17 protein-coding genes and 5 pseudogenes are annotated in these 16,778 nt (G+C 54.5%); 15 read left to right on the forward strand and 7 right to left on the reverse strand.

Features of this window, described 5'->3' with window-relative positions; genetic code table 11:
- The first annotated feature begins 32 nt into the window (after window positions 1–32).
- From E2L06_RS20660 to E2L06_RS20690, 6 genes and pseudogenes are all read left to right on the forward strand, one after another.
- Window positions 33–746, forward strand: coding sequence for a ComEC/Rec2 family competence protein (locus tag E2L06_RS20660; RefSeq protein ID WP_394348760.1), 714 nt, complete (start codon window positions 33–35; stop codon window positions 744–746).
- A gap of 84 nt (window positions 747–830) precedes the next feature.
- Entirely contained in the window at window positions 831–1,013 is a 183-nt protein-coding gene (locus tag E2L06_RS20665) for a DUF3006 family protein (protein ID WP_249361544.1), read from the forward strand.
- Window positions 1,014–1,206: 193 nt separating this feature from the next.
- The gene (locus E2L06_RS20670; RefSeq protein WP_138783087.1) at window positions 1,207–1,629 is read left to right on the forward strand and encodes a hypothetical protein; all 423 of its coding nucleotides are present in this window, start codon (window positions 1,207–1,209) and stop codon (window positions 1,627–1,629) included.
- 834 nt (window positions 1,630–2,463) lie between these two features.
- Window positions 2,464–3,355: pseudogene (locus E2L06_RS20675) on the forward strand (DNA-binding protein).
- A gap of 499 nt (window positions 3,356–3,854) precedes the next feature.
- A pseudogene (locus E2L06_RS20680) lies at window positions 3,855–4,683 on the forward strand (IS5 family transposase).
- A 915-nt stretch (window positions 4,684–5,598) separates the two neighbouring features.
- Window positions 5,599–6,489 (forward strand): hypothetical protein, encoded by an 891-nt coding sequence (locus tag E2L06_RS20690; protein WP_138783092.1) that lies wholly within the window; start codon window positions 5,599–5,601, stop codon window positions 6,487–6,489.
- A 23-nt stretch (window positions 6,490–6,512) separates the two neighbouring features.
- Here E2L06_RS20690 and E2L06_RS20695 read toward each other — a convergent pair whose 3' ends face one another.
- The 3 genes and pseudogenes from E2L06_RS20695 to E2L06_RS20705 all read right to left on the reverse strand — a co-directional run.
- Window positions 6,513–6,929 (reverse strand): PIN domain-containing protein, encoded by a 417-nt coding sequence (locus E2L06_RS20695; protein ID WP_138783093.1) that lies wholly within the window; start codon window positions 6,927–6,929, stop codon window positions 6,513–6,515.
- Window positions 6,930–6,938: 9 nt separating this feature from the next.
- Window positions 6,939–7,169, reverse strand: a complete 231-nt coding sequence (locus E2L06_RS20700) for a hypothetical protein (RefSeq protein WP_138783094.1) — start codon at window positions 7,167–7,169, stop codon at window positions 6,939–6,941.
- A 347-nt stretch (window positions 7,170–7,516) separates the two neighbouring features.
- Window positions 7,517–7,627, reverse strand: a pseudogene (locus E2L06_RS20705) (IS5/IS1182 family transposase); the annotation flags it as partial.
- A gap of 103 nt (window positions 7,628–7,730) precedes the next feature.
- Between E2L06_RS20705 and E2L06_RS20710 the strand changes: the two are divergent.
- From E2L06_RS20710 to E2L06_RS20725, 4 genes and pseudogenes are all read left to right on the forward strand, one after another.
- Window positions 7,731–8,162 (forward strand): hypothetical protein, encoded by a 432-nt coding sequence (locus E2L06_RS20710; RefSeq protein WP_138783095.1) that lies wholly within the window; start codon window positions 7,731–7,733, stop codon window positions 8,160–8,162.
- Between the two features lie 91 nt (window positions 8,163–8,253).
- A pseudogene (locus tag E2L06_RS20715) lies at window positions 8,254–8,573 on the forward strand (IS5/IS1182 family transposase); the annotation flags it as partial.
- 386 nt (window positions 8,574–8,959) lie between these two features.
- A complete protein-coding gene (locus tag E2L06_RS20720; RefSeq protein WP_138783096.1) occupies window positions 8,960–9,442 on the forward strand; it encodes an Lrp/AsnC family transcriptional regulator in 483 nt (160 codons plus the stop codon).
- 172 nt (window positions 9,443–9,614) lie between these two features.
- The gene (locus tag E2L06_RS20725; RefSeq protein WP_138783097.1) at window positions 9,615–9,977 is read left to right on the forward strand and encodes an ArsR family transcriptional regulator; all 363 of its coding nucleotides are present in this window, start codon (window positions 9,615–9,617) and stop codon (window positions 9,975–9,977) included.
- 394 nt (window positions 9,978–10,371) lie between these two features.
- On the opposite strand, the gene E2L06_RS20730 is transcribed toward E2L06_RS20725, so the two are convergent.
- Both E2L06_RS20730 and E2L06_RS20735 read right to left on the reverse strand, forming a co-directional pair.
- On the reverse strand, window positions 10,372–10,791 hold the full coding sequence (locus E2L06_RS20730; RefSeq protein ID WP_138783098.1) for a HalOD1 output domain-containing protein: 420 nt from the start codon (window positions 10,789–10,791) through the stop codon (window positions 10,372–10,374).
- 80 nt (window positions 10,792–10,871) lie between these two features.
- Complete coding sequence (locus E2L06_RS20735; protein WP_138783099.1) at window positions 10,872–11,522, reverse strand: helix-turn-helix domain-containing protein; 651 nt, start codon at window positions 11,520–11,522, stop codon at window positions 10,872–10,874.
- Between the two features lie 520 nt (window positions 11,523–12,042).
- On the opposite strand from E2L06_RS20735, the gene E2L06_RS20740 reads away from it, so the two are divergent.
- The 5 genes and pseudogenes from E2L06_RS20740 (at window position 12,043) to E2L06_RS20755 (ending at window position 14,219) form a co-directional block, all read left to right on the forward strand.
- Window positions 12,043–12,543: a hypothetical protein gene (locus E2L06_RS20740; protein ID WP_138783100.1), complete on the forward strand. Its 501-nt coding sequence runs from the start codon at window positions 12,043–12,045 to the stop codon at window positions 12,541–12,543.
- A 6-nt stretch (window positions 12,544–12,549) separates the two neighbouring features.
- Window positions 12,550–12,914, forward strand: a pseudogene (locus tag E2L06_RS20745) (hypothetical protein).
- Window positions 12,915–13,167: 253 nt separating this feature from the next.
- Window positions 13,168–13,290: a hypothetical protein gene (locus tag E2L06_RS22875; protein WP_262488537.1), complete on the forward strand. Its 123-nt coding sequence runs from the start codon at window positions 13,168–13,170 to the stop codon at window positions 13,288–13,290.
- 11 nt (window positions 13,291–13,301) lie between these two features.
- Window positions 13,302–13,964: a hypothetical protein gene (locus E2L06_RS20750; RefSeq protein ID WP_092935479.1), complete on the forward strand. Its 663-nt coding sequence runs from the start codon at window positions 13,302–13,304 to the stop codon at window positions 13,962–13,964.
- A 48-nt stretch (window positions 13,965–14,012) separates the two neighbouring features.
- Window positions 14,013–14,219: a hypothetical protein gene (locus tag E2L06_RS20755; RefSeq protein WP_138783102.1), complete on the forward strand. Its 207-nt coding sequence runs from the start codon at window positions 14,013–14,015 to the stop codon at window positions 14,217–14,219.
- Window positions 14,220–14,330: 111 nt separating this feature from the next.
- On the opposite strand, the gene E2L06_RS20760 is transcribed toward E2L06_RS20755, so the two are convergent.
- Both E2L06_RS20760 and E2L06_RS20765 read right to left on the reverse strand, forming a co-directional pair.
- Window positions 14,331–15,305, reverse strand: a complete 975-nt coding sequence (locus tag E2L06_RS20760; protein WP_138783103.1) for a hypothetical protein — start codon at window positions 15,303–15,305, stop codon at window positions 14,331–14,333.
- Between the two features lie 433 nt (window positions 15,306–15,738).
- On the reverse strand, window positions 15,739–16,716 hold the full coding sequence (locus E2L06_RS20765) for a M48 family metalloprotease (protein ID WP_138783104.1): 978 nt from the start codon (window positions 16,714–16,716) through the stop codon (window positions 15,739–15,741).
- Window positions 16,717–16,778 lie beyond the last annotated feature (62 nt).

Raw genomic sequence — 16,778 nt, forward strand, 5'->3', positions numbered from 1 at the left:
GCTGATGCGACCACATCGGTGGTCACGCTGCTGTGATCGAGCACTTCGAGACGACTGGTGAGGGTATTGGAACCGCATACGATTCGGGTGTCCCATCGGATTCTGCGACCTATGGGAACTACCTCGATACCGTCGACGAGTATGATGTCGAATTTCTCATCGTCGAAAGCGATGATGAACTGCCGCTTGAGGGCGATGTCTCTGCCCAGGTGATGAACCCGCCTGCTGGGGACGCTGGGAGTGACGTTAACGATAACAGTGTGGTACTGGCGCTCGAGTTTGGTGACTTCCAGTATTTGGCACCCGGTGATGTCGATACTGGCGTTGAGCAGCGCTTGGTCGACGAGTGGGGAAGCGACCTCGAGAGCGATGTCTACAAGGCTGGCCATCACGGGTCATCGACCTCCTCGAGTGACGCCTTCGTGGATGCCGTAGATCCGGAGATGGCTATCATTTCGAGTGCCTACGACTCACAGTACGGGCACCCAAGCGATGAGGTCCTCGAACGGTTTGCCGAGCGAGAGATCGAAACGTACTGGACGGGAGTCCACGGCGATATTGTGGTTCGCACTGACGGCACGTCGGTCGACGTAGAGACGAGAGAGTCGTTCTCGACGGACGCCGAGGATATCCTTGCGGAGACACCTGATTCCGACGACGAGACGAATTCCCTGATATCTCCTCAGCTTACCGCAGATAGTGTCGCCAGTGGAATTGATGGAGCTGTCGCTCCTGCTATGGGGTGAGAAAGATGGATGGGACTTACACTGGCGTTGTCGATCGAATTGAAGACGGTGAGATTGCCGTCATCTTGCTCGAGGAATGAGCAGGTGATCGAGCAAGTCGATGTCCCTGTGGGTCGATTGCCTGAGCCCGCTCAAACGGACGGTGGCGTGCTTTCGGTGATGCTTGAGGATGGTGAAATCACGTCGATGGAGTACCGACCGGACGCCACTTGCGACCGGCGTGAGTCTGCGCAGGAGAAACTGGATCGGTTGTCGGAGAAGTTATGATCGCGAGGAGTGAGTCGACGCTGGCGGTGATGAAGAGCGGCTCTCGAGGAAAAGTCCGTAGTGGACACTTGGTTCTGTTCCGAAGCTCCCTCTGATAAGGTAAGAATCGTGGATTGTCAAACGAACAGTACAGGCGAAGCACGTATCCTTCAATACCAGAAAACATTTGCCGAGACTAATGGGATACCACTTAATGAAATCAATCACTAAATATGACATACCTGCGGCCATATTCGCGCTGCTTGGTCTTATCATTGCGCTACTTGGAGCGGGGTTGGGAATAGACACTGGTGTAACCATACTTACTATACCGAACCATAGTGGCTGGGTGGCCCTGACTCTATTAATCGCCGGAGGAGCGGTATTCTTTGGCACAATCATCACACTGCTTGGTATTTTATTCGTGAAAAATAATGATTTTAAACTTCCAACTGCCATACTCTTTGGAGCTCTTGCTCTCGGTTTCCTCAGATTGATTGCAGTGTTAGAACTCATTGAAAAGCCGAATGCAGGATATGATGGTGCACTACTGCTGTCGATAACCCTCGTGCCAGTACTGGTTTGGGTGCTTCTCTGGGGCATCGAGCGGCACTGGAATATGAGCTTTTCTCAGTGACTGGCGTGGTGACGGACTAGAACAATGGAAGTTCCGTCTACTACATTCGCATCTGTAGTGTGCAGATGGGTCACTGAAACAGCTATCATGAAGTAAATCTCAGTGAACGGCTTGCAATCACTGCTTTCGATAATAGGGTGAAAGCCCCTGACTCGCTCGAGTCCCGCGCCTGTCGAGACGCAGGCGTCTCGCTGCCCGTCGCTCGTTTTACTCGCGAAGACCTCGCTGCGCTCCTCACAGGCTGTGGTGCTTGCGTCGGCGGGGTTCCTCGAGCGCGCCAGCCCCTTTTGATCCCACCCTGTGGATTGATCGGGAGGCTATAGCGTTGGTTGCTCGCTCTTGAGTATCGGCCCACCCCGCTCGCCGCGTGCCGCCCTCCGCGTCGCTCGCGACCGACCATTCCGGGCTGCGGTTCGCTCCTGGCGTCGCTCACCGTTCCGGGCTAAAATGAATCTGGTCTCGACGCCAGCATTAAGCGCGTTTTCGGTTGCGCCCCTCGCGGGCTTTCGCGTTCCAGCGCTTGGTGCCGCCTGCGCTGTCGCGCGCCACACTGCGGCGCGCGTTCTCGACGACAGTCGTGCTGGACGCGGACCCGCAGTTCGGGCCGGACACGAGAAACGGCTTAAAGCTGGCCGCTTGCTTCGGGCGGGACGCCGCGCGGTGCTGGTTGGGTTACCTCATTCAGGCGCGCTCTCGCTCGCGCCCAGATGGGCGCTCACGAAGGCGCGAGCGCGAGCGCGCAGATAGATCTAGTCGGTCAGTGTCGTCGGAAAACCGCGATGTCCTAGCATCGCGGTGGCAGGCGCGCATGAGCGCCTTCAGAGTTGAACTCCAATGTCTAGTAACAACTCGAGTAGCAAGGTCGTTACGGTCGATGAACAGGCACTCAAACAGGCGGACGAGCAGGCAGTCGATGAAGACGGCTTCCCGGTCGTCGGCGAGACGCCGGAGTTCGAGGCAACAGTCGAGCAAGAGGTCCAAGCAAAGGTGGATGCGAACCACCCAGACGGAATCGTCGATACAAATGATGAGCGGATCTATGGCGCGACCCTCGAGCAGGAAGAGCGGATTCGAGCACGAGAGGATGAACTCGAGCGGATCAGTGCCCAGGCCGAGATAGGAACGCAGGAGGGTCGTGAGAGACGGACGCGAACGATCGCTGCGAACCAGAACAAAGCGCGGCGTGTGGAATTCCAGAAACGGGCGGCGAGTGGACCCAATGGCAGACCCGGAACGAGCGGATCCTCGTACAGAGCTCTCTCGAGCAGTTGGCGGCCGTGAACAAGCAGTCGATGCGACTCGCAAAGCAGTTGGATGGCTGGTCTCGAGCGGCGATTAGCCGGCGGTTGAGTGAGGCCGTCGTCGGTGGCCAGGACCTGACGAGTGCGGTTGTCAACGTGTTCGAGGAACTGCAGACGGCGCCTGGACACGTCATCCCCATTGGAAAACTCGAGGAGGTCTCTCGGAAGGAGGTGAGCATCCAAGGGCGTGTCGAAACCTTGTGGGATCCCTCGCATCCGAGTATCGCACAGGTCGGGCTCATCGCAGACGACAGTGGACAGACACGCGTGACGATCTGGAAGTCATCAGACGCGCCGTGGATCGAGGAGGCGAGCAGGTGCGAATTCACAAGGCTGCCCGGAACTGGCACGAAGGCCGTGTTTCACTGGCCGTGACCGGGTGGTCGATGATCCACTTCCCGGAGCGCGGCTGCTGGTGGGAATAGCCGTGGCGAAGCCCCTTTTTTGCTGGTGTGAACGCGGTCACCGCCACCTCCCACCACCTCCACGGTCCGGGCTGCTCACGGCCGATGGCCGTTGCGCTGCCTGGCTTTCGCCCACCGCATGAATCCGTCCCACGACTTCTTCATTCAGAAGTATGCCTGAAACCGAGTCGAGCAATTCGGTAACTACAGATGCTTACTGTTCGATTTCAATTTCGACAAGCGATTTGGTTCCACACTGACAATGCGGATACCTTCCCTTCCGTCTTATTTTCCCATCAGGAAGCCGAATAGCAGGATAAACGGCATCACAGTTAGGACAGATGGCGACTATCTCTTGTCCAGTCCGAGTGCTCATTCGAGATAATCGGGCCGACAACGCCCACACAGATATATCAGTGCGTAGTGACTCATAAAGAGAAATTGGCTGTGTTGAATCACTAGACGGCGGCGGAATGGTTCGCTAAATCGAAGGTCTTGAAGCGGGAGACTTCAGTTGTTCATGACCCAAATCTCCCGCTTCATTGAGGCAGTTGTGCCGATTGCTCAAAACGTTACTGGCGATGGAGACGAATCCGCCGCCCCAAAAGGTGGCGGCGGATTCGCCGACTATGCCCTTGTTTCCCTGCATTGTCTGCGGATTTACCTCGATACGTCCTACCGAATGACGATTGACCTGCTCAAGGAGATGCCACAAATAACCGGGGAGATCGGCCTCAGCGCGGCCGATCTCCCCTCGCCATCCACGTTGTGTAAGGCGTTCGACCGGATCAGCATGAGCGTCTGTCGAGTGTTGCTGCGCCAGTCGGCGCAGCTACACGATCCATCCGAACACGCTGCTATCGACGCAACATTCTACGAACGAGATCGTGCGAGCCGCCACTACTGCCAGCGAACGAATTATCGCGTCCAGACGCTCAAAGTCACAAAGCTCGTCGATACAGCAACGCAGGCTGTACTCGACCTTCACTGTTCGACGACGTTAGAAGGCAGTGACGCGGATTTTGTGAGCAGATCGCCCGCCGGAACGCGGGCGATCTGCAGTCACTGGCTGCTGATAAGGGCTATGACAAGCAACAACTCCGAGAACGACTCCGTGAACTCGACATTCGACCGCTGATCAAACACCGGATTTCGCGCCGTACGATCACGCGCACACGCTCGTATTGGATGAAGATCGGTATGCTCAGCGGTCAATGACCGAAACCGTCAACTCAGCCGTCAAGCGCTCGCTCGGCTACGCCGTGCGAGCGCGTACCTGGTATCGAGAGTTCCGTGAAATCGCCCTGATGTGTGTCGTCTATAACATCAAGCAGGCCGTCAAACAGTGAAATCCAACGCCGTATGGCGATTCAACACAGCCGAGAAATTACAATTATTGTCTTAAGACCTGCATCCTATTGTCCATATGTAAGGTTTTTCACCCCAGAAGCCGTATGCAGACATGACATGGATGAAATACCTGAAAACGCCCCTCCAACCGACACTTCGGATCAAAATGAACTTATCCATGTCTTGATTGAAGACCCAGGAGAAGCTGACAAGTGTGTGTTTTTCCCAGGAAATGCAAGATGTGATGAGCTACATACAAGTGGATCCTTGCGCTCGAGGATTCGTATGTCCACCTAAAAGACGCTCAATAGTTCGCCTGTACTTATGGCGAGTTTCACAAAGAACTCTGCTACTGTCTCCTGAGAGAGGTTTCTGTGCCCCACGAGTGGGTGAGGGGCAGTCGGAGTTACTCATTGCCCTCGTGAACACCATGACTCTCAGAGAGATCTACCAGACAACATTCGACGAGATGTCCAGCCCAACTCGAGCGCCAGTCCGTGCCCCAACTGCAACGGACGGGTGACCACAACGCAGTCGAAACTCGTTGTGAAGACTGTGGATTCCTTCTCGAACCGCAACAATACCAGACCCAGAAAAGAGTCAATCCCACTTAGATAGAATGCCATTAGTAAAAATCACACCAAGTATTGGAACAAGATATTTACTGGAGTAACAACATAGATTTGAATAATGCCAGAATGTGATGGCTGTGGCTCTCATGTCACGGAGAACTACTACCGGGTTTTCGCTGTTGATGGTGATCTGCCAGCGTGTATTCATTGTGCCAGCAACCGTGAAGCTCGAGAAGCAGGACTCCGTCAGCAATAGCGTCTCAGTGATCTCATTTCCAGATCTTCTCTCTCGAACTGGTGCCTGCATCGAGACGTGAGACAACACGATCCACTACCCAGCCAATGACTGACCGAGATTCTGACTTTGAGGAGCTTCGTCCGACCGGCGAAGCGTCGCATATCCCAGATGAAACACTCAGCGAGGATGATGACGGCGAACCTGATCGACAGCGGAGTGCGACGGCGACAACTGGATATCCGGATACTCCAGCAGAAGCAGATACCGAGTGTCGCTCCTGTGGCGCACCGACCCCACCTGACCAGACCAAGTGCCTGTTCTGTCTCACCAACCATCTCGAGGACTGTTCTTCTGAGACAGACACACCAGCAACAGAGTGGATGCTGCTTGGCGTCGTCCACATGCTTGTCGAATCGTCGACGTTCTACGGCGCCGTCGCGAAAGGTGCGGCGGCTGCGACGCTTCTTGCGTCGAATGCGACCGAACAGACTGTCGACGACTGCACGATCATCTACGATCTCGAGGACGAGCCCGCAGCCCAACTGGCTGATCGGTGGCCCGTGCTTCCTGCTACAGTACGAATCTCGTCCACTGACGGTGAGCAACTTCTCGCGGCCGCCCGTGATCGAACAACATGGAGTGACCAACTCCACCCAGTCGCAGATAGTGACCACGAGCTGACAACGTATCTCTACGATGAAAGTGGATCCGGCATTCGCGACAAGCAGCGACTTGCGACGTTGCTCGACAACGCCGGCAATGATGCGTGGCTAGTTCCTGCAATTGCCCTCCAACAGGCACCTAAAGAACGTGAACCTGAGCACCAAGACAGTGGCATTCCGACCAAAGACCGCCTCGAGTGTCACCAGTGCGGACGCACAACCGATCATCGATTCAGCGATCATGATTCGGTTCCCGACGAAACCTGGACCGGTCACGCAATCTGGGAGTGCCAGGTCTGCGAGATGCCGCGCCATGGGCCGACTCCAGAATGAAACTGAGAGACAGATATACCGAGTTAAATCGTATCAAACGACCTGATCACGTCGCTCGTTGAGTACGTCTCGACTAGGTTTTGTTCGTCGAAGTCAGAATCGTCACTCCAGATAGCAGCATCACTGGCAATCGCACACGCGAGGTACAACACATCGTCAGGATCGGTATCTCCGATTTCCGCTTCTGCTGTTTCGATAGCCGGATAGAAGTCGTCAGCAGGAACGACCTCAATGTACTGGAACAAGAGGTCGATGAGTTGTGCTACTCGTTCCGGCTCCATTCCGGATTTCTCTACGATCAGTTCTTCATAATTCTCGATTTCGTCATAAACAAAGGCAGGTGTCAAGAGCTCTGGTTCGAGTGTGACGATGAGTTCCCGTGTTCTCGAATTAGCAATGAGTGCAGAAATAACGACGTTGGCGTCAATGACCAGCTTCATTCGTCAAGTCTACGCCGACTCTTCTTCGACGCGCTTACGTCCTTGTTCGTTGATCTTATTGGCGATTTCCAGAACGTCGCGCTCAGTGAGCTGACTTTCACTAGTGAGTTCGTCCATCATTTCGAGTGCTTCAATCTTCTCTTGGATGGCTTGGCGCGTAACCTCACTCCAGTTGATCTCCGGATGGTTTTCCATTCGGTCTTTGAGATCGTCATCTACGTTGACCGTGATACTGGGCATACAGAAGCCTATGGACACACAGAATAATGTGTCTTCCGGTCAAATCACAGCCATGTATTCAGGAGTCTCACGCGGAAAAGAACGGTGCCCGTTAGACAATTAAACTGGTAGTTGGATAGCGGCCTGCCGTTAACTGGTAACAGGTCAGTCCCTCCATGACTGTCGTATCACGTCGTGTTTATCCGCGCCGCGATCGGCTGAGGCGCATTCAATGGACCCACGAAACACACCAGGGTACAGACTGCATCGTGCACTCAGTCAACTCAATAATCACGAGGGCGATCAACTGACTGACGCAGACAGAGAACGTGTCGAGACTGCTCTGTTGAATAGATGCTGAGTCACGGTTACAGCGGCTCACACAGTGATTCTATGTTGACGAGGGCGAACGTCAAGACAATTTCACGGAACTGCCGGTACCGGCCGAGCGCTCGCACGGCATCGCCGAGCGAGCACTTCGACGGTTCGTGACCCACTCATTCCATCGAACGTCGCAACCCGAAGGTAGGCACCGCGTTCGGTACCAACGCTTATTACGGAAAATTTAATTGTTGGACTGCTATGGTATTAGGCCGACGTTCCCTGCTCGAGTGCGCCGCCGTCCTATCGATTCCGGTCCTCTCGGGATGTGCCAGTTTCCGGGAGACGCAGGGCGACGAACCCGCTCCGACGCAGTCGAGTGCACAGGGTGCTTCGGACGTCTCCGTGCACAACCTCCATGACGAGTCGATCACCGTCTCGATTCGCGTCGAGAACGTCGAGGAGAATCGAAATCAGGAGGAGAAGATTCCGATCGACGAGACGGTGACACTCAAGTCCGCGGCGACGCACAAGATCAACAACAGAACGCGGTTCGGGTCGGAGTACGCGGTGTCTGTGTCCTTAGAAAGCGGGTACGCAAAGGAGGCGAACTGGACGCCCGATAGTGGTGGCGGCCTGCACGTCATTTACGACGGGTCCGACAGTCTCGTCTTCGCCGACGAGTTCGCCTGAGTCGAGGCGACACTCGAACTCGAGTTCGACTCTCGCGGCGATTCGTGTGACGGAGCCGCGGTGGCGAACAGTCGATCGGGTTCCGTTCCGTCCCGTCCGCCGGAACGCGGACGACCTGCTGACCGTGCTGCGGACAACGACTTCTAACACTGGCACACGTAGTACGAGATTTCAGCACTTGACGTCGAGCACCTTGTTCACTACCGTGGCTCATCACCGAAAGCAGTCGTGAACAACGCTCTCATCCGGGCAAAAGGCTACTCTCAGCGCTGGATGGCCGAGACTTCGTATTCGACAACGAAGCGCTCGGTCGGCGATGCCGTGCGAGCGTTCGGCTGGTGTCGGCAGTTCCGTGAAATTGTCCTGATGTTCGCCTTCGTCAACATAGAATCAGTGTGTAAGCTGCTGTAACCGTAACTCAGCATCTATTCAACAGAGCAGTCGAGACAGCAACGGCGCTCTTGGAAGAAGTGAGTCTTCTCACTTGACCAGAGCGCGGTGAATCTACTGATACCCACATTGATTCCTAACCGAGCGGGTCATAGGATCGGTCACGGACCCATTTGACGCTGTAGTGAACAGTCAGTACAGGGCAAGCAGGTGCCGAAGTGGCTATCGATCTATCCGAGCTGTGCTAAAAGCCGCCTGCTGAATACTGGATGCGAATGTCACATGAGGTCGGGTTCGACCTGCGACGGTGATGATCGCTCAGTACAGAGCGTCTCTCTATCGTGACTGGTACGTATCAGAGAATGTCCGACCTGAACCTTCTACTCGTTCGACAGCGTGTACAGCGTATGGACGACGAACCACTCAACCATATCGACCGCCGAATCCTCCACTTATTGCAGGTGGACGCACGGAGCAAGCGTGATACGGATATCGCTGAGCAAACGGACGTGACTGGCACGACCGTTGGGAATCGCATTGAGCGCCTCGAAGACCGGGGTATCATTCAGGGCTACCACCCCGACATTGACTACGAACAGGCCGGGTACCCACTCGTCATCCAGTTCGTTGGCACTGTCTCCGTCACGGATCGGAAATCCACCGCCGAGCAAGCCCTCGACGTGCTGGGTGTCGTGGATGTGAAACAGTTGCTCGCCGGGGAACGAAACATTCAGGTTCAGGCCGTGGCCGAATCGACCGACCGCATCGAACAAATCACCGAGGAGCTCGACGACATCGGACTGCAGATTCATCGAAGCGACATTATTTCCGAGCAAACCACCCAACCGTGGAACCACTTCCATATCGAGCTCGCCGAAGACGAAGAGTAGCTCGACCACACATAGGTCACTTGTAATCTTTAACTGTGTCTACCTGTGCTGCGATAATTTCCATATCTAATTTGGGAATATAATCCGGACAGGAGGTCTGGCTTGGGAAGGTCAATTTCCTACAATTAACATATAAATAACACTTATGCGATTCGCGTGCATGCATTCATTTGTGACTGGACGACTCGATACCGGAGACGTAAATCAGTTGTTCGACTTGCTCCGGAATCCACGGCGGCGATACGTCCTGTACTACTTAACCAACCACGCCGATCCAGTGGAATTTGATACTCTTGCCTCCGAACTCGCCGCATGGGAAGCCAACGACACTGGTATGACCGCCACCGACGAGACTGTCGAGAGCATTCGGACCACGCTCCATCATATACACCTTCCCAAACTCGCAGACACGGGTGTCGTCACGGTCGATTCTGAGTCAGAGACTGTCGAACTCTGTGAAATAGATGGGCTCGATACCTTCTTGACCGACACTGCAGAGATTGAGTGGAACAACCAGATTGCCGCTGACGATTGAACACCGCTGATTTTGCGGTAGGCTGAATTCGGAGTCTCGGAGACGACAATCTCTTAGCGTCTGTGCCGGATGTTACCCCACGTTACTGCTCGCAACGCTCCCCGGAAGCCGAGATACCTACCAAAAAAGTCGATCAAAGAAGCGCAACGAGATTCCCCTCAGAAATAATTCAATACTGTTCACGATAGATACGTATACCTACTTATCTGCCAATTCACCGTGGAAGTGGCTGTAATCAACACCGTGAGAAGACTTCAGACAGTCTCGTTAGACGATTATCTTCCACTCATGCCCGTACTCAGGGCATTCGAAGGAATATATTACCCCTCCGAGATTGCCGCGCTTACGCGAAACCGCTCCCCGTGTGCCTCCTTGCAATTCAGATAGAGCGCCTTCATCTCTCCTCACCGCTCGCCATCTCGTGCGTCGTCGGATCAACCTCCACTACTCCGTAACTGTTGAGAGCCACAGTGTAGCCGTGAAACTCGAACGTGACTCGAGCATCTCCTTCGTGACGCCCCTGTGTCAGAGAAGCGCACAGGCTATCGAGGGCGTCTGGATCAATGACCGAGTAAAGAGGTTCGAGGTCTGTGGGGAAGGTATTCGAAACCGCGGCGACTGCATGAATAATGACCTCACTTGGGAAGTCTTGCCCGTGGTCGTATGTAGCTCGGTATCGGCCGGTCCTCTCATCGTATTCTAACGTCCCGATCGAATTGAGACCATCTACAGAAATCGATTTTCGAGCGGGAAGTGAAGAATCACATTCTTGTGCAGCGGATGCATCTGCGGCGTGATCATCTCCTGCGTTCATACGTCCACAAGTTATCTACGGAATGGCCTTACAGTTATTTCTTATCTCGAAGGGCGTTTAAATACAACCGAGTATCTCTATCATTCGATAAGAGTACTTCGAATGAGGCGTTTATTTCCACGCCGGAGTCGAGAGCCGAGTGACTGAGCGGTAATACCGAACTCCTCTGCGATTTCAGCTAACGTGATTTCACGCGGGCTGTCGAAATAACCCCGTTCATACGCGAGCACTAATGCCTCTCGTTGTCCTTCAGTCAGGTCGTATTCAGTTCCCGACCGAAGCTTTGCAAGAGCGTGCAAGCTAGTAAGCTCAGCGGACATCTCGTGTTTGCGTAAGTACTGCTGAAAATCAGCAATCTCCTCTTGATTCTCGCTCCGCACCTCTAACTTCCAGTTCTCTGCCGTCCCTGCCCCGGAAATCAGGACGACGTCATGTTCGGCAATTGCTTTGAGAATGCCCTGATACCCTGGCTTCCACTTGGCCTGCATTAGATACTCTCCGTCCACTTCATCAATCATGTGAACGCTCTGTACATCTGTATGCCTACGGAACGCCTCCTCGATCTTGTGTTCCGTCTCGGCGCTCACGCCACGGACCCAAAAGTAGGGGATTATCGCTTTGTTCGTGGGGACGACTCGCTCCAATTCAACTTCGACGCCGGGGAAATCATTGAACACGCTGCCCAAGGGAAATCCCTCCGCCGGTATCGTGAACTCAGCAACGGTAGCCATGAACAGACATGATCGACTCGCGATGATAAGAGGTGGTGATGTACATTCTGGTGAAGTGAACTACCCTGTCTACTCGCTCCCTTCTGTCGCTCGTTAAGCACGGGGGCTCAGTGTCCTCTCTTTCCTGCTAAACAAAAAGTCTCTTGTGCGACACAAATCGCTGAGCTGGATAGGCGGTAGCGCTATTCAACCGTTCTGACTGAGTGTCAGCGTTAGATTCGCGCATCTACTTACCGGCTGATTCAATAAAAGAGAGTTGAAAGAAACAATTCACGAGTCTTCTATGATGTGCTCCACTCGAGGCAGTGCAAGTTTCCAAAGGCACCCGTGGTCTTTTCGAAGCTACCGACGAGTCGAGCGACCTGATAATCGCTGTCGATGCTACTACCGGTTCGGATCGTTCTCCTCCGTGAGACAGGTGCGTTCCAGTAGTGATTTTGTGCGCCGGTGATGGCTGCCGGCGCTCTGAGCAGAATCAAGCGAACTCTGACCAGAGCGTCGGCGCAGTGAGGTATCCCAGATGCATATGATCATTTACGCACTGGTAGAGGCATCGACAGCAGACGAGGCACTGTCAACCGGAAGGACCGTGTTCGACCGACTGGTTGGCGCGGAGCCGCATTCCTGTGCAGTGTTCGACTACTACGTCACCTTCGACGAAGAGGAGACAACAGTGGCTGGAAAAGCACGGTGGGGCGACCTGCCGACGGCTGCGCCCGTTACGTCCGACGACGGCGAAGAACTCCTCGAGCGGGCCTGGGAGACTACGACGGAAACATTCCAACGCAATCTGAATCGGGTGAAGACGGCACTCGAGGAACACAACGACGACGAGATCATGCGCGATGAGGGCCTTGCTCGGCACGCCTTCCAGCAGGTCGGTGCCTCCCGTGGCCCGTCGATCTGCCTGTATAATCAACACGCGGCAGGCATCCGCCATCGCAGACACCTCGATCGCCTCCTCGAGGAGACTGACGAGCGCGAGACGTGCTGGATCGTGCCGGCAGATGTCCATTTCTGAGTACTCATGCCCCGAATTACGAACTGGACACGAGAGAGTCGAACACCCACGCTGGCATATCGAAATACGGAGACAGGTGCGCGAGCCGTCCTGCATCGTGCCCCTGACTCCTATGCGTACAAGTGGCGGGCAGCGATTCTCGTCGACGGCTATCCGGTGTGGTCACGAGGCTTCGAGTCAAAAGAAGCGACCAGCGTTCGGGATGAACTTTGGAACCGACCAGCCCCCGAACTCGCTTGTCCTGAGTGTCCGAACAACGACGTTATTGTCGGCCAGAAATCTGCTGCTGGTGCAAAAGTCAAACGATGGTTCGACTGTCCTGACTGTGGCTACGAAGCCCCTCGAAAATCGTCTATGGCGCAGAACGCTAGCAGCAGGTGAGAGCGCAAGCCATCTATAGAAGTGCAAGGCAGGTGCCTCGGGGCTTGACCCCGAGGTGATTCACCAAGTTCGTAGCGTCATACGGCATACAAGGCGTATTTCAGTGTAAATTGGAGAGGATGTGTTTGGCATGAAATACTATAGGGCAAGCCACGATCCCCTCGCCCTGTTCAGCCTAGAGAAAACGGTATCTGACTGTGCGAAAGGTATAATTGTCTAAGCAGGGAATTTAGAGGTAAGAAGATGGCCCTGAAGGACATTCCCACTGTAGATGAACTGGCCGAAACGACTGGCCAGTCTAAGGAACAACTTCTGAAGGACCGCGAGGCAGCAGCGAAGATGTCGAGCGACTCTGAAGACGAGTAGCGGTAGATCAAATGGGCAACTGTGGTTCGACGAATACGGTAGACCAGTTACTGGGCCATACAAAAGGGCCGGCAGAGCCGGTTACTGATCGTGATTTGGCGCGAGCGCGATCATCAGCCTATATTGTTCACGGAAACTTCCACGAGCTGGCTCAGATGTGTGACAACATTTCAACCACAGGAACGGTCATCGTTGAGCAAGGAGCTGATGAAACAGATGTGGAAAATGAGGTCTACCGACGTGTACACAATTATGTTTCATCGCTGTACTCCTATAACGAACAGATTCGCTCAATCCTAAACAAGCGCTTAAACCAGCATATCAGGAAGGGACAGTTCCTCCCAGCACGAGATGACAAGGCTGCACCAGACTATGCTCGCCGGGGTACGTTTCTCTGGGGACTACGGAACGATTTCCAACATGGCGACTACTGGTGCCTCAAGGTCAAATATGAGGGGACACAAGATGGAAGTGATTGCTATCAATTGTACTTCCAGAAACAAGACTTTGAAGCAACGCCAAAAGGCGATCTCGATAGCGCTGGCGACTACTTAGCGCATGCTCCGGATGAGGATCAGCGATATCCACTTCCGTACATCGGTGACTTTCATCGGAACCTATTCAGCGAATTTGAGAACGCGTTCGAAGAGTGGTGTAGCAAAAACCGAGCCTGAGTTTGCGACTCGTTTTTCGTGCCTCGACAGGGGTAGAGGCAACATCCAATGAGCAACACGCCAGAGCACTCTCAAGACTCGAGCGAACTCTCACCAGCTCAGCGGCTCGAGGCACCGAACACACGACTGATTGACGCCAGCATCGCGACGATCAACGATATGGAGACGCTTCGAGCCTGCATCGCCTACGAAAACCAGCACCAACAACGTGTTCCGATCCTCCGCCTGCTCGAGAAGCGGGCTATCGAACTCTGATCACAGGACGACGATGACTAACTCGATACTGCCAGTGTCAGATTGCAGGACGACCGGGAGGAACCCTGCTGATTCCTTGTCTGTACGTGATGCCACAAAAGCCGTCAGTAGTCATCCCTGTACCTCCGTCCCTGCTCGGAAACTCGTGAGGTCATCGATACGCTCTTCGAGTGCTTCAATTTCCTGTCGCAATTCCTCGGCTTCTGTCTCCTCGCTGGCGGCGAGTCGATCCTTCAATCCCTGAAGGCGCGACTCCTTGACGTCGTCGTCGACCTCCGCCTTGCGAACGTACTCGCTCTCATCGATCTCGTAGACATCGGACTCAGTGAGCGTCGTCACCTCGAGTGCTTCGTCGACCTTCTGGCGGTCAACGCTCATGACGCGCTCACGGTCGATCCCTTCTGCCTCGAGCATCGAGAGGACGTCTTCGTCATCTTTGAGCGATCGGTTGCGGCGACTCGTACGCTGGACGGAGCCGTACTGACCGGCAACAGGCCGGTCGTGATGGAGCCGTGAGAGAAGCACATCGGCGACTTCCTGTCGAAAGTCGTTAGCGTCACGCTGGACATCCGACAGCAGTGTGTAGAGATTTACGAGGGTGGCCGTCTCCAAGTCAGGTAGGTCGGTTACGTCGTGGCGCTCGAGTGCATCGATTAGGAGCAGGGCATCCGAGTAGACGTCCAGACCGTCTGGTTCGGTGCGGTCATCGTCGGTATCTGGTTCGTGTGCTGTGTCGGCCAGTTGGGTCGTCGTCGGCCCGTCTGTCTCAGCGATCACACCCGCATCCTCGTCAATCTCGAAGCGGGGATGGACGCTCAACACCGCTGGATACGGGTCAGCATCTGGCGGCAGCCGGTCGAGATCGAACCCATCGTGCGCGGTCTGTATCTGATGATACAGCGACTCGAACTGATCGCGTTGGAGCGGGCGCTTCTCGCTGGACTCGTCGAACTGGACGATAATGCGGTGTTCCTGGATATCTGTGATGTGGATGTGGGAGTGCGACAATGGTGTGATCAGTGTCGCGTCCGCCGGCAGGTCATCAAGATGCTCGAGAAGCGTGTGCCAACTGACGCTGAATGGCATAGGGGTAGTTACGTACCGTCCCGACTAAACCTTGCTCTCGACGGGTGTCAGAGCATTCTCCAACTGGTTTGATCCACCGAATGCTGCGGTGAATTGGCCGGGAAGTAGGTGTACAACTATATTCGTTTCACACACCAAAATACTATACTCAAACACGAGAAATATTCCATATGGTAGCTGACACACTGACCGCACTTTCCCAACGCAATGAGGCATTCTGGATAGGCCTAGGCTTACTGTTCACAGGCGCGCTCGTTTCCTCATTCGTCCAGATTAGCAATCCGCCAGTTGGAGAGATACTTGGAATACTCGGAGTGACTGTTCTCGCGGTCAGACTTCTTGTAGGCCTCTATAAGATACTCCGAACGTCGGCCAAAGCAGGACGAACAGGGTATCAAGAAAGCAAACAAGATAACTGATATAACGCTTCTCTTTACTGTTCACGCTCGAGGTCTGAGAGCGTCTTGATTCGCTCATCGGTTGGTGGATGTGTTCCAAAGAGGTAGCGTTTGAGTCGGTGTGTCCACGTCACGAGCCACCAATACGACGGTTCAGTGTCGCCGTCCGGCCCGAGCATGACTTTCGCTGGCTCGTCGGGCTCGAGTGGCAGCACTGAAAGCGACGAGATGCCGGAGGCCTCACGCAGATCTCGAGTCGGTGTGTCGGCTATTTCCTCGTCGAGTTGCCGGAGGACAGTCGCAAGCACAGCAGGTGATCCGGTCAGCTCCGCAGCCGCCCGATCCGCTGCTCGTTCTCTGGCTCGAGACAGGCGAGCCGTGAGTGTTCGCCCGACAACCCACACGCCGGTCGAAACATATGCAAGTGGCACGGTCACGATCCCAATCGGTCCATGATCGTCTGTCTGTGTGATCCGCGATCGTAAGCCATCGGCGAGCACAACAGGAAGCGACGCAACCGTCATTACCATCGCGTCTCGGTTTTTGACGTGTGCGAGTTCGTGTGCAATCACTGCTGCCAGTTCATCCTGCCCGTCGAGCGCATCGATCGTTCCAAGAGAGAGTACCAGATGCATGTGTTCCGGTCGAAACCCGACAACCAGCGCTTCAGGTGTGTCGCGGTCTGAGATCGCAATCGTTGGTACAGGGACATTGAGTTGGGCAGCAACTCGCGTCACTATTTGATACAATTCCGGTGCCGTCTCCCGATCCACTGGATAGGCATCTGCACGTCGTTCAATCGTTTCGAGCTGCCTGTACTCGAGATAACCGATCGTCACAAGCGTTGCAACAGTAACAATACCCGCTATCTGAGTGGCATGCGCACTCTCAAAAAAGACGAGTACACCGTAGAAGACAACCCACACTCCCACAAGAAATCCAACTGAGACAAGAGCGAGTCCAAGAAGGACAGCGACCATCCGTAATTGAAGAGTGGTTGGTCTGGAGAGCATTATGGCTGAATTTTGAGCGATTATTCAAAGATTTTATCATGTCAGTGGTTGGTGAGGGTGTA

The organism is Haloterrigena sp. H1 (assembly GCF_005938085.1).
Taxonomy (GTDB): domain Archaea; phylum Halobacteriota; class Halobacteria; order Halobacteriales; family Natrialbaceae; genus Natrinema.

Coding starts and splice junctions, on each gene's coding strand:
- E2L06_RS20670 (WP_138783087.1), top strand. CDS start 1,207: ATGAAATCAATCACTAAATATGACATACCTGCGGCCATATTCGCGCTG.
- E2L06_RS20690 (WP_138783092.1), top strand. CDS start 5,599: ATGACTGACCGAGATTCTGACTTTGAGGAGCTTCGTCCGACCGGCGAA.
- E2L06_RS20695 (WP_138783093.1), bottom strand. CDS start 6,929: ATGAAGCTGGTCATTGACGCCAACGTCGTTATTTCTGCACTCATTGCT.
- E2L06_RS20700 (WP_138783094.1), bottom strand. CDS start 7,169: ATGCCCAGTATCACGGTCAACGTAGATGACGATCTCAAAGACCGAATG.
- E2L06_RS20710 (WP_138783095.1), top strand. CDS start 7,731: ATGGTATTAGGCCGACGTTCCCTGCTCGAGTGCGCCGCCGTCCTATCG.
- E2L06_RS20720 (WP_138783096.1), top strand. CDS start 8,960: ATGGACGACGAACCACTCAACCATATCGACCGCCGAATCCTCCACTTA.
- E2L06_RS20730 (WP_138783098.1), bottom strand. CDS start 10,791: ATGAACGCAGGAGATGATCACGCCGCAGATGCATCCGCTGCACAAGAA.
- E2L06_RS20735 (WP_138783099.1), bottom strand. CDS start 11,522: ATGGCTACCGTTGCTGAGTTCACGATACCGGCGGAGGGATTTCCCTTG.
- E2L06_RS20740 (WP_138783100.1), top strand. CDS start 12,043: ATGCATATGATCATTTACGCACTGGTAGAGGCATCGACAGCAGACGAG.
- E2L06_RS22875 (WP_262488537.1), top strand. CDS start 13,168: ATGGCCCTGAAGGACATTCCCACTGTAGATGAACTGGCCGAAACGACT.
- E2L06_RS20750 (WP_092935479.1), top strand. CDS start 13,302: ATGGGCAACTGTGGTTCGACGAATACGGTAGACCAGTTACTGGGCCAT.
- E2L06_RS20755 (WP_138783102.1), top strand. CDS start 14,013: ATGAGCAACACGCCAGAGCACTCTCAAGACTCGAGCGAACTCTCACCA.
- E2L06_RS20760 (WP_138783103.1), bottom strand. CDS start 15,305: ATGCCATTCAGCGTCAGTTGGCACACGCTTCTCGAGCATCTTGATGAC.
- E2L06_RS20765 (WP_138783104.1), bottom strand. CDS start 16,716: ATGCTCTCCAGACCAACCACTCTTCAATTACGGATGGTCGCTGTCCTT.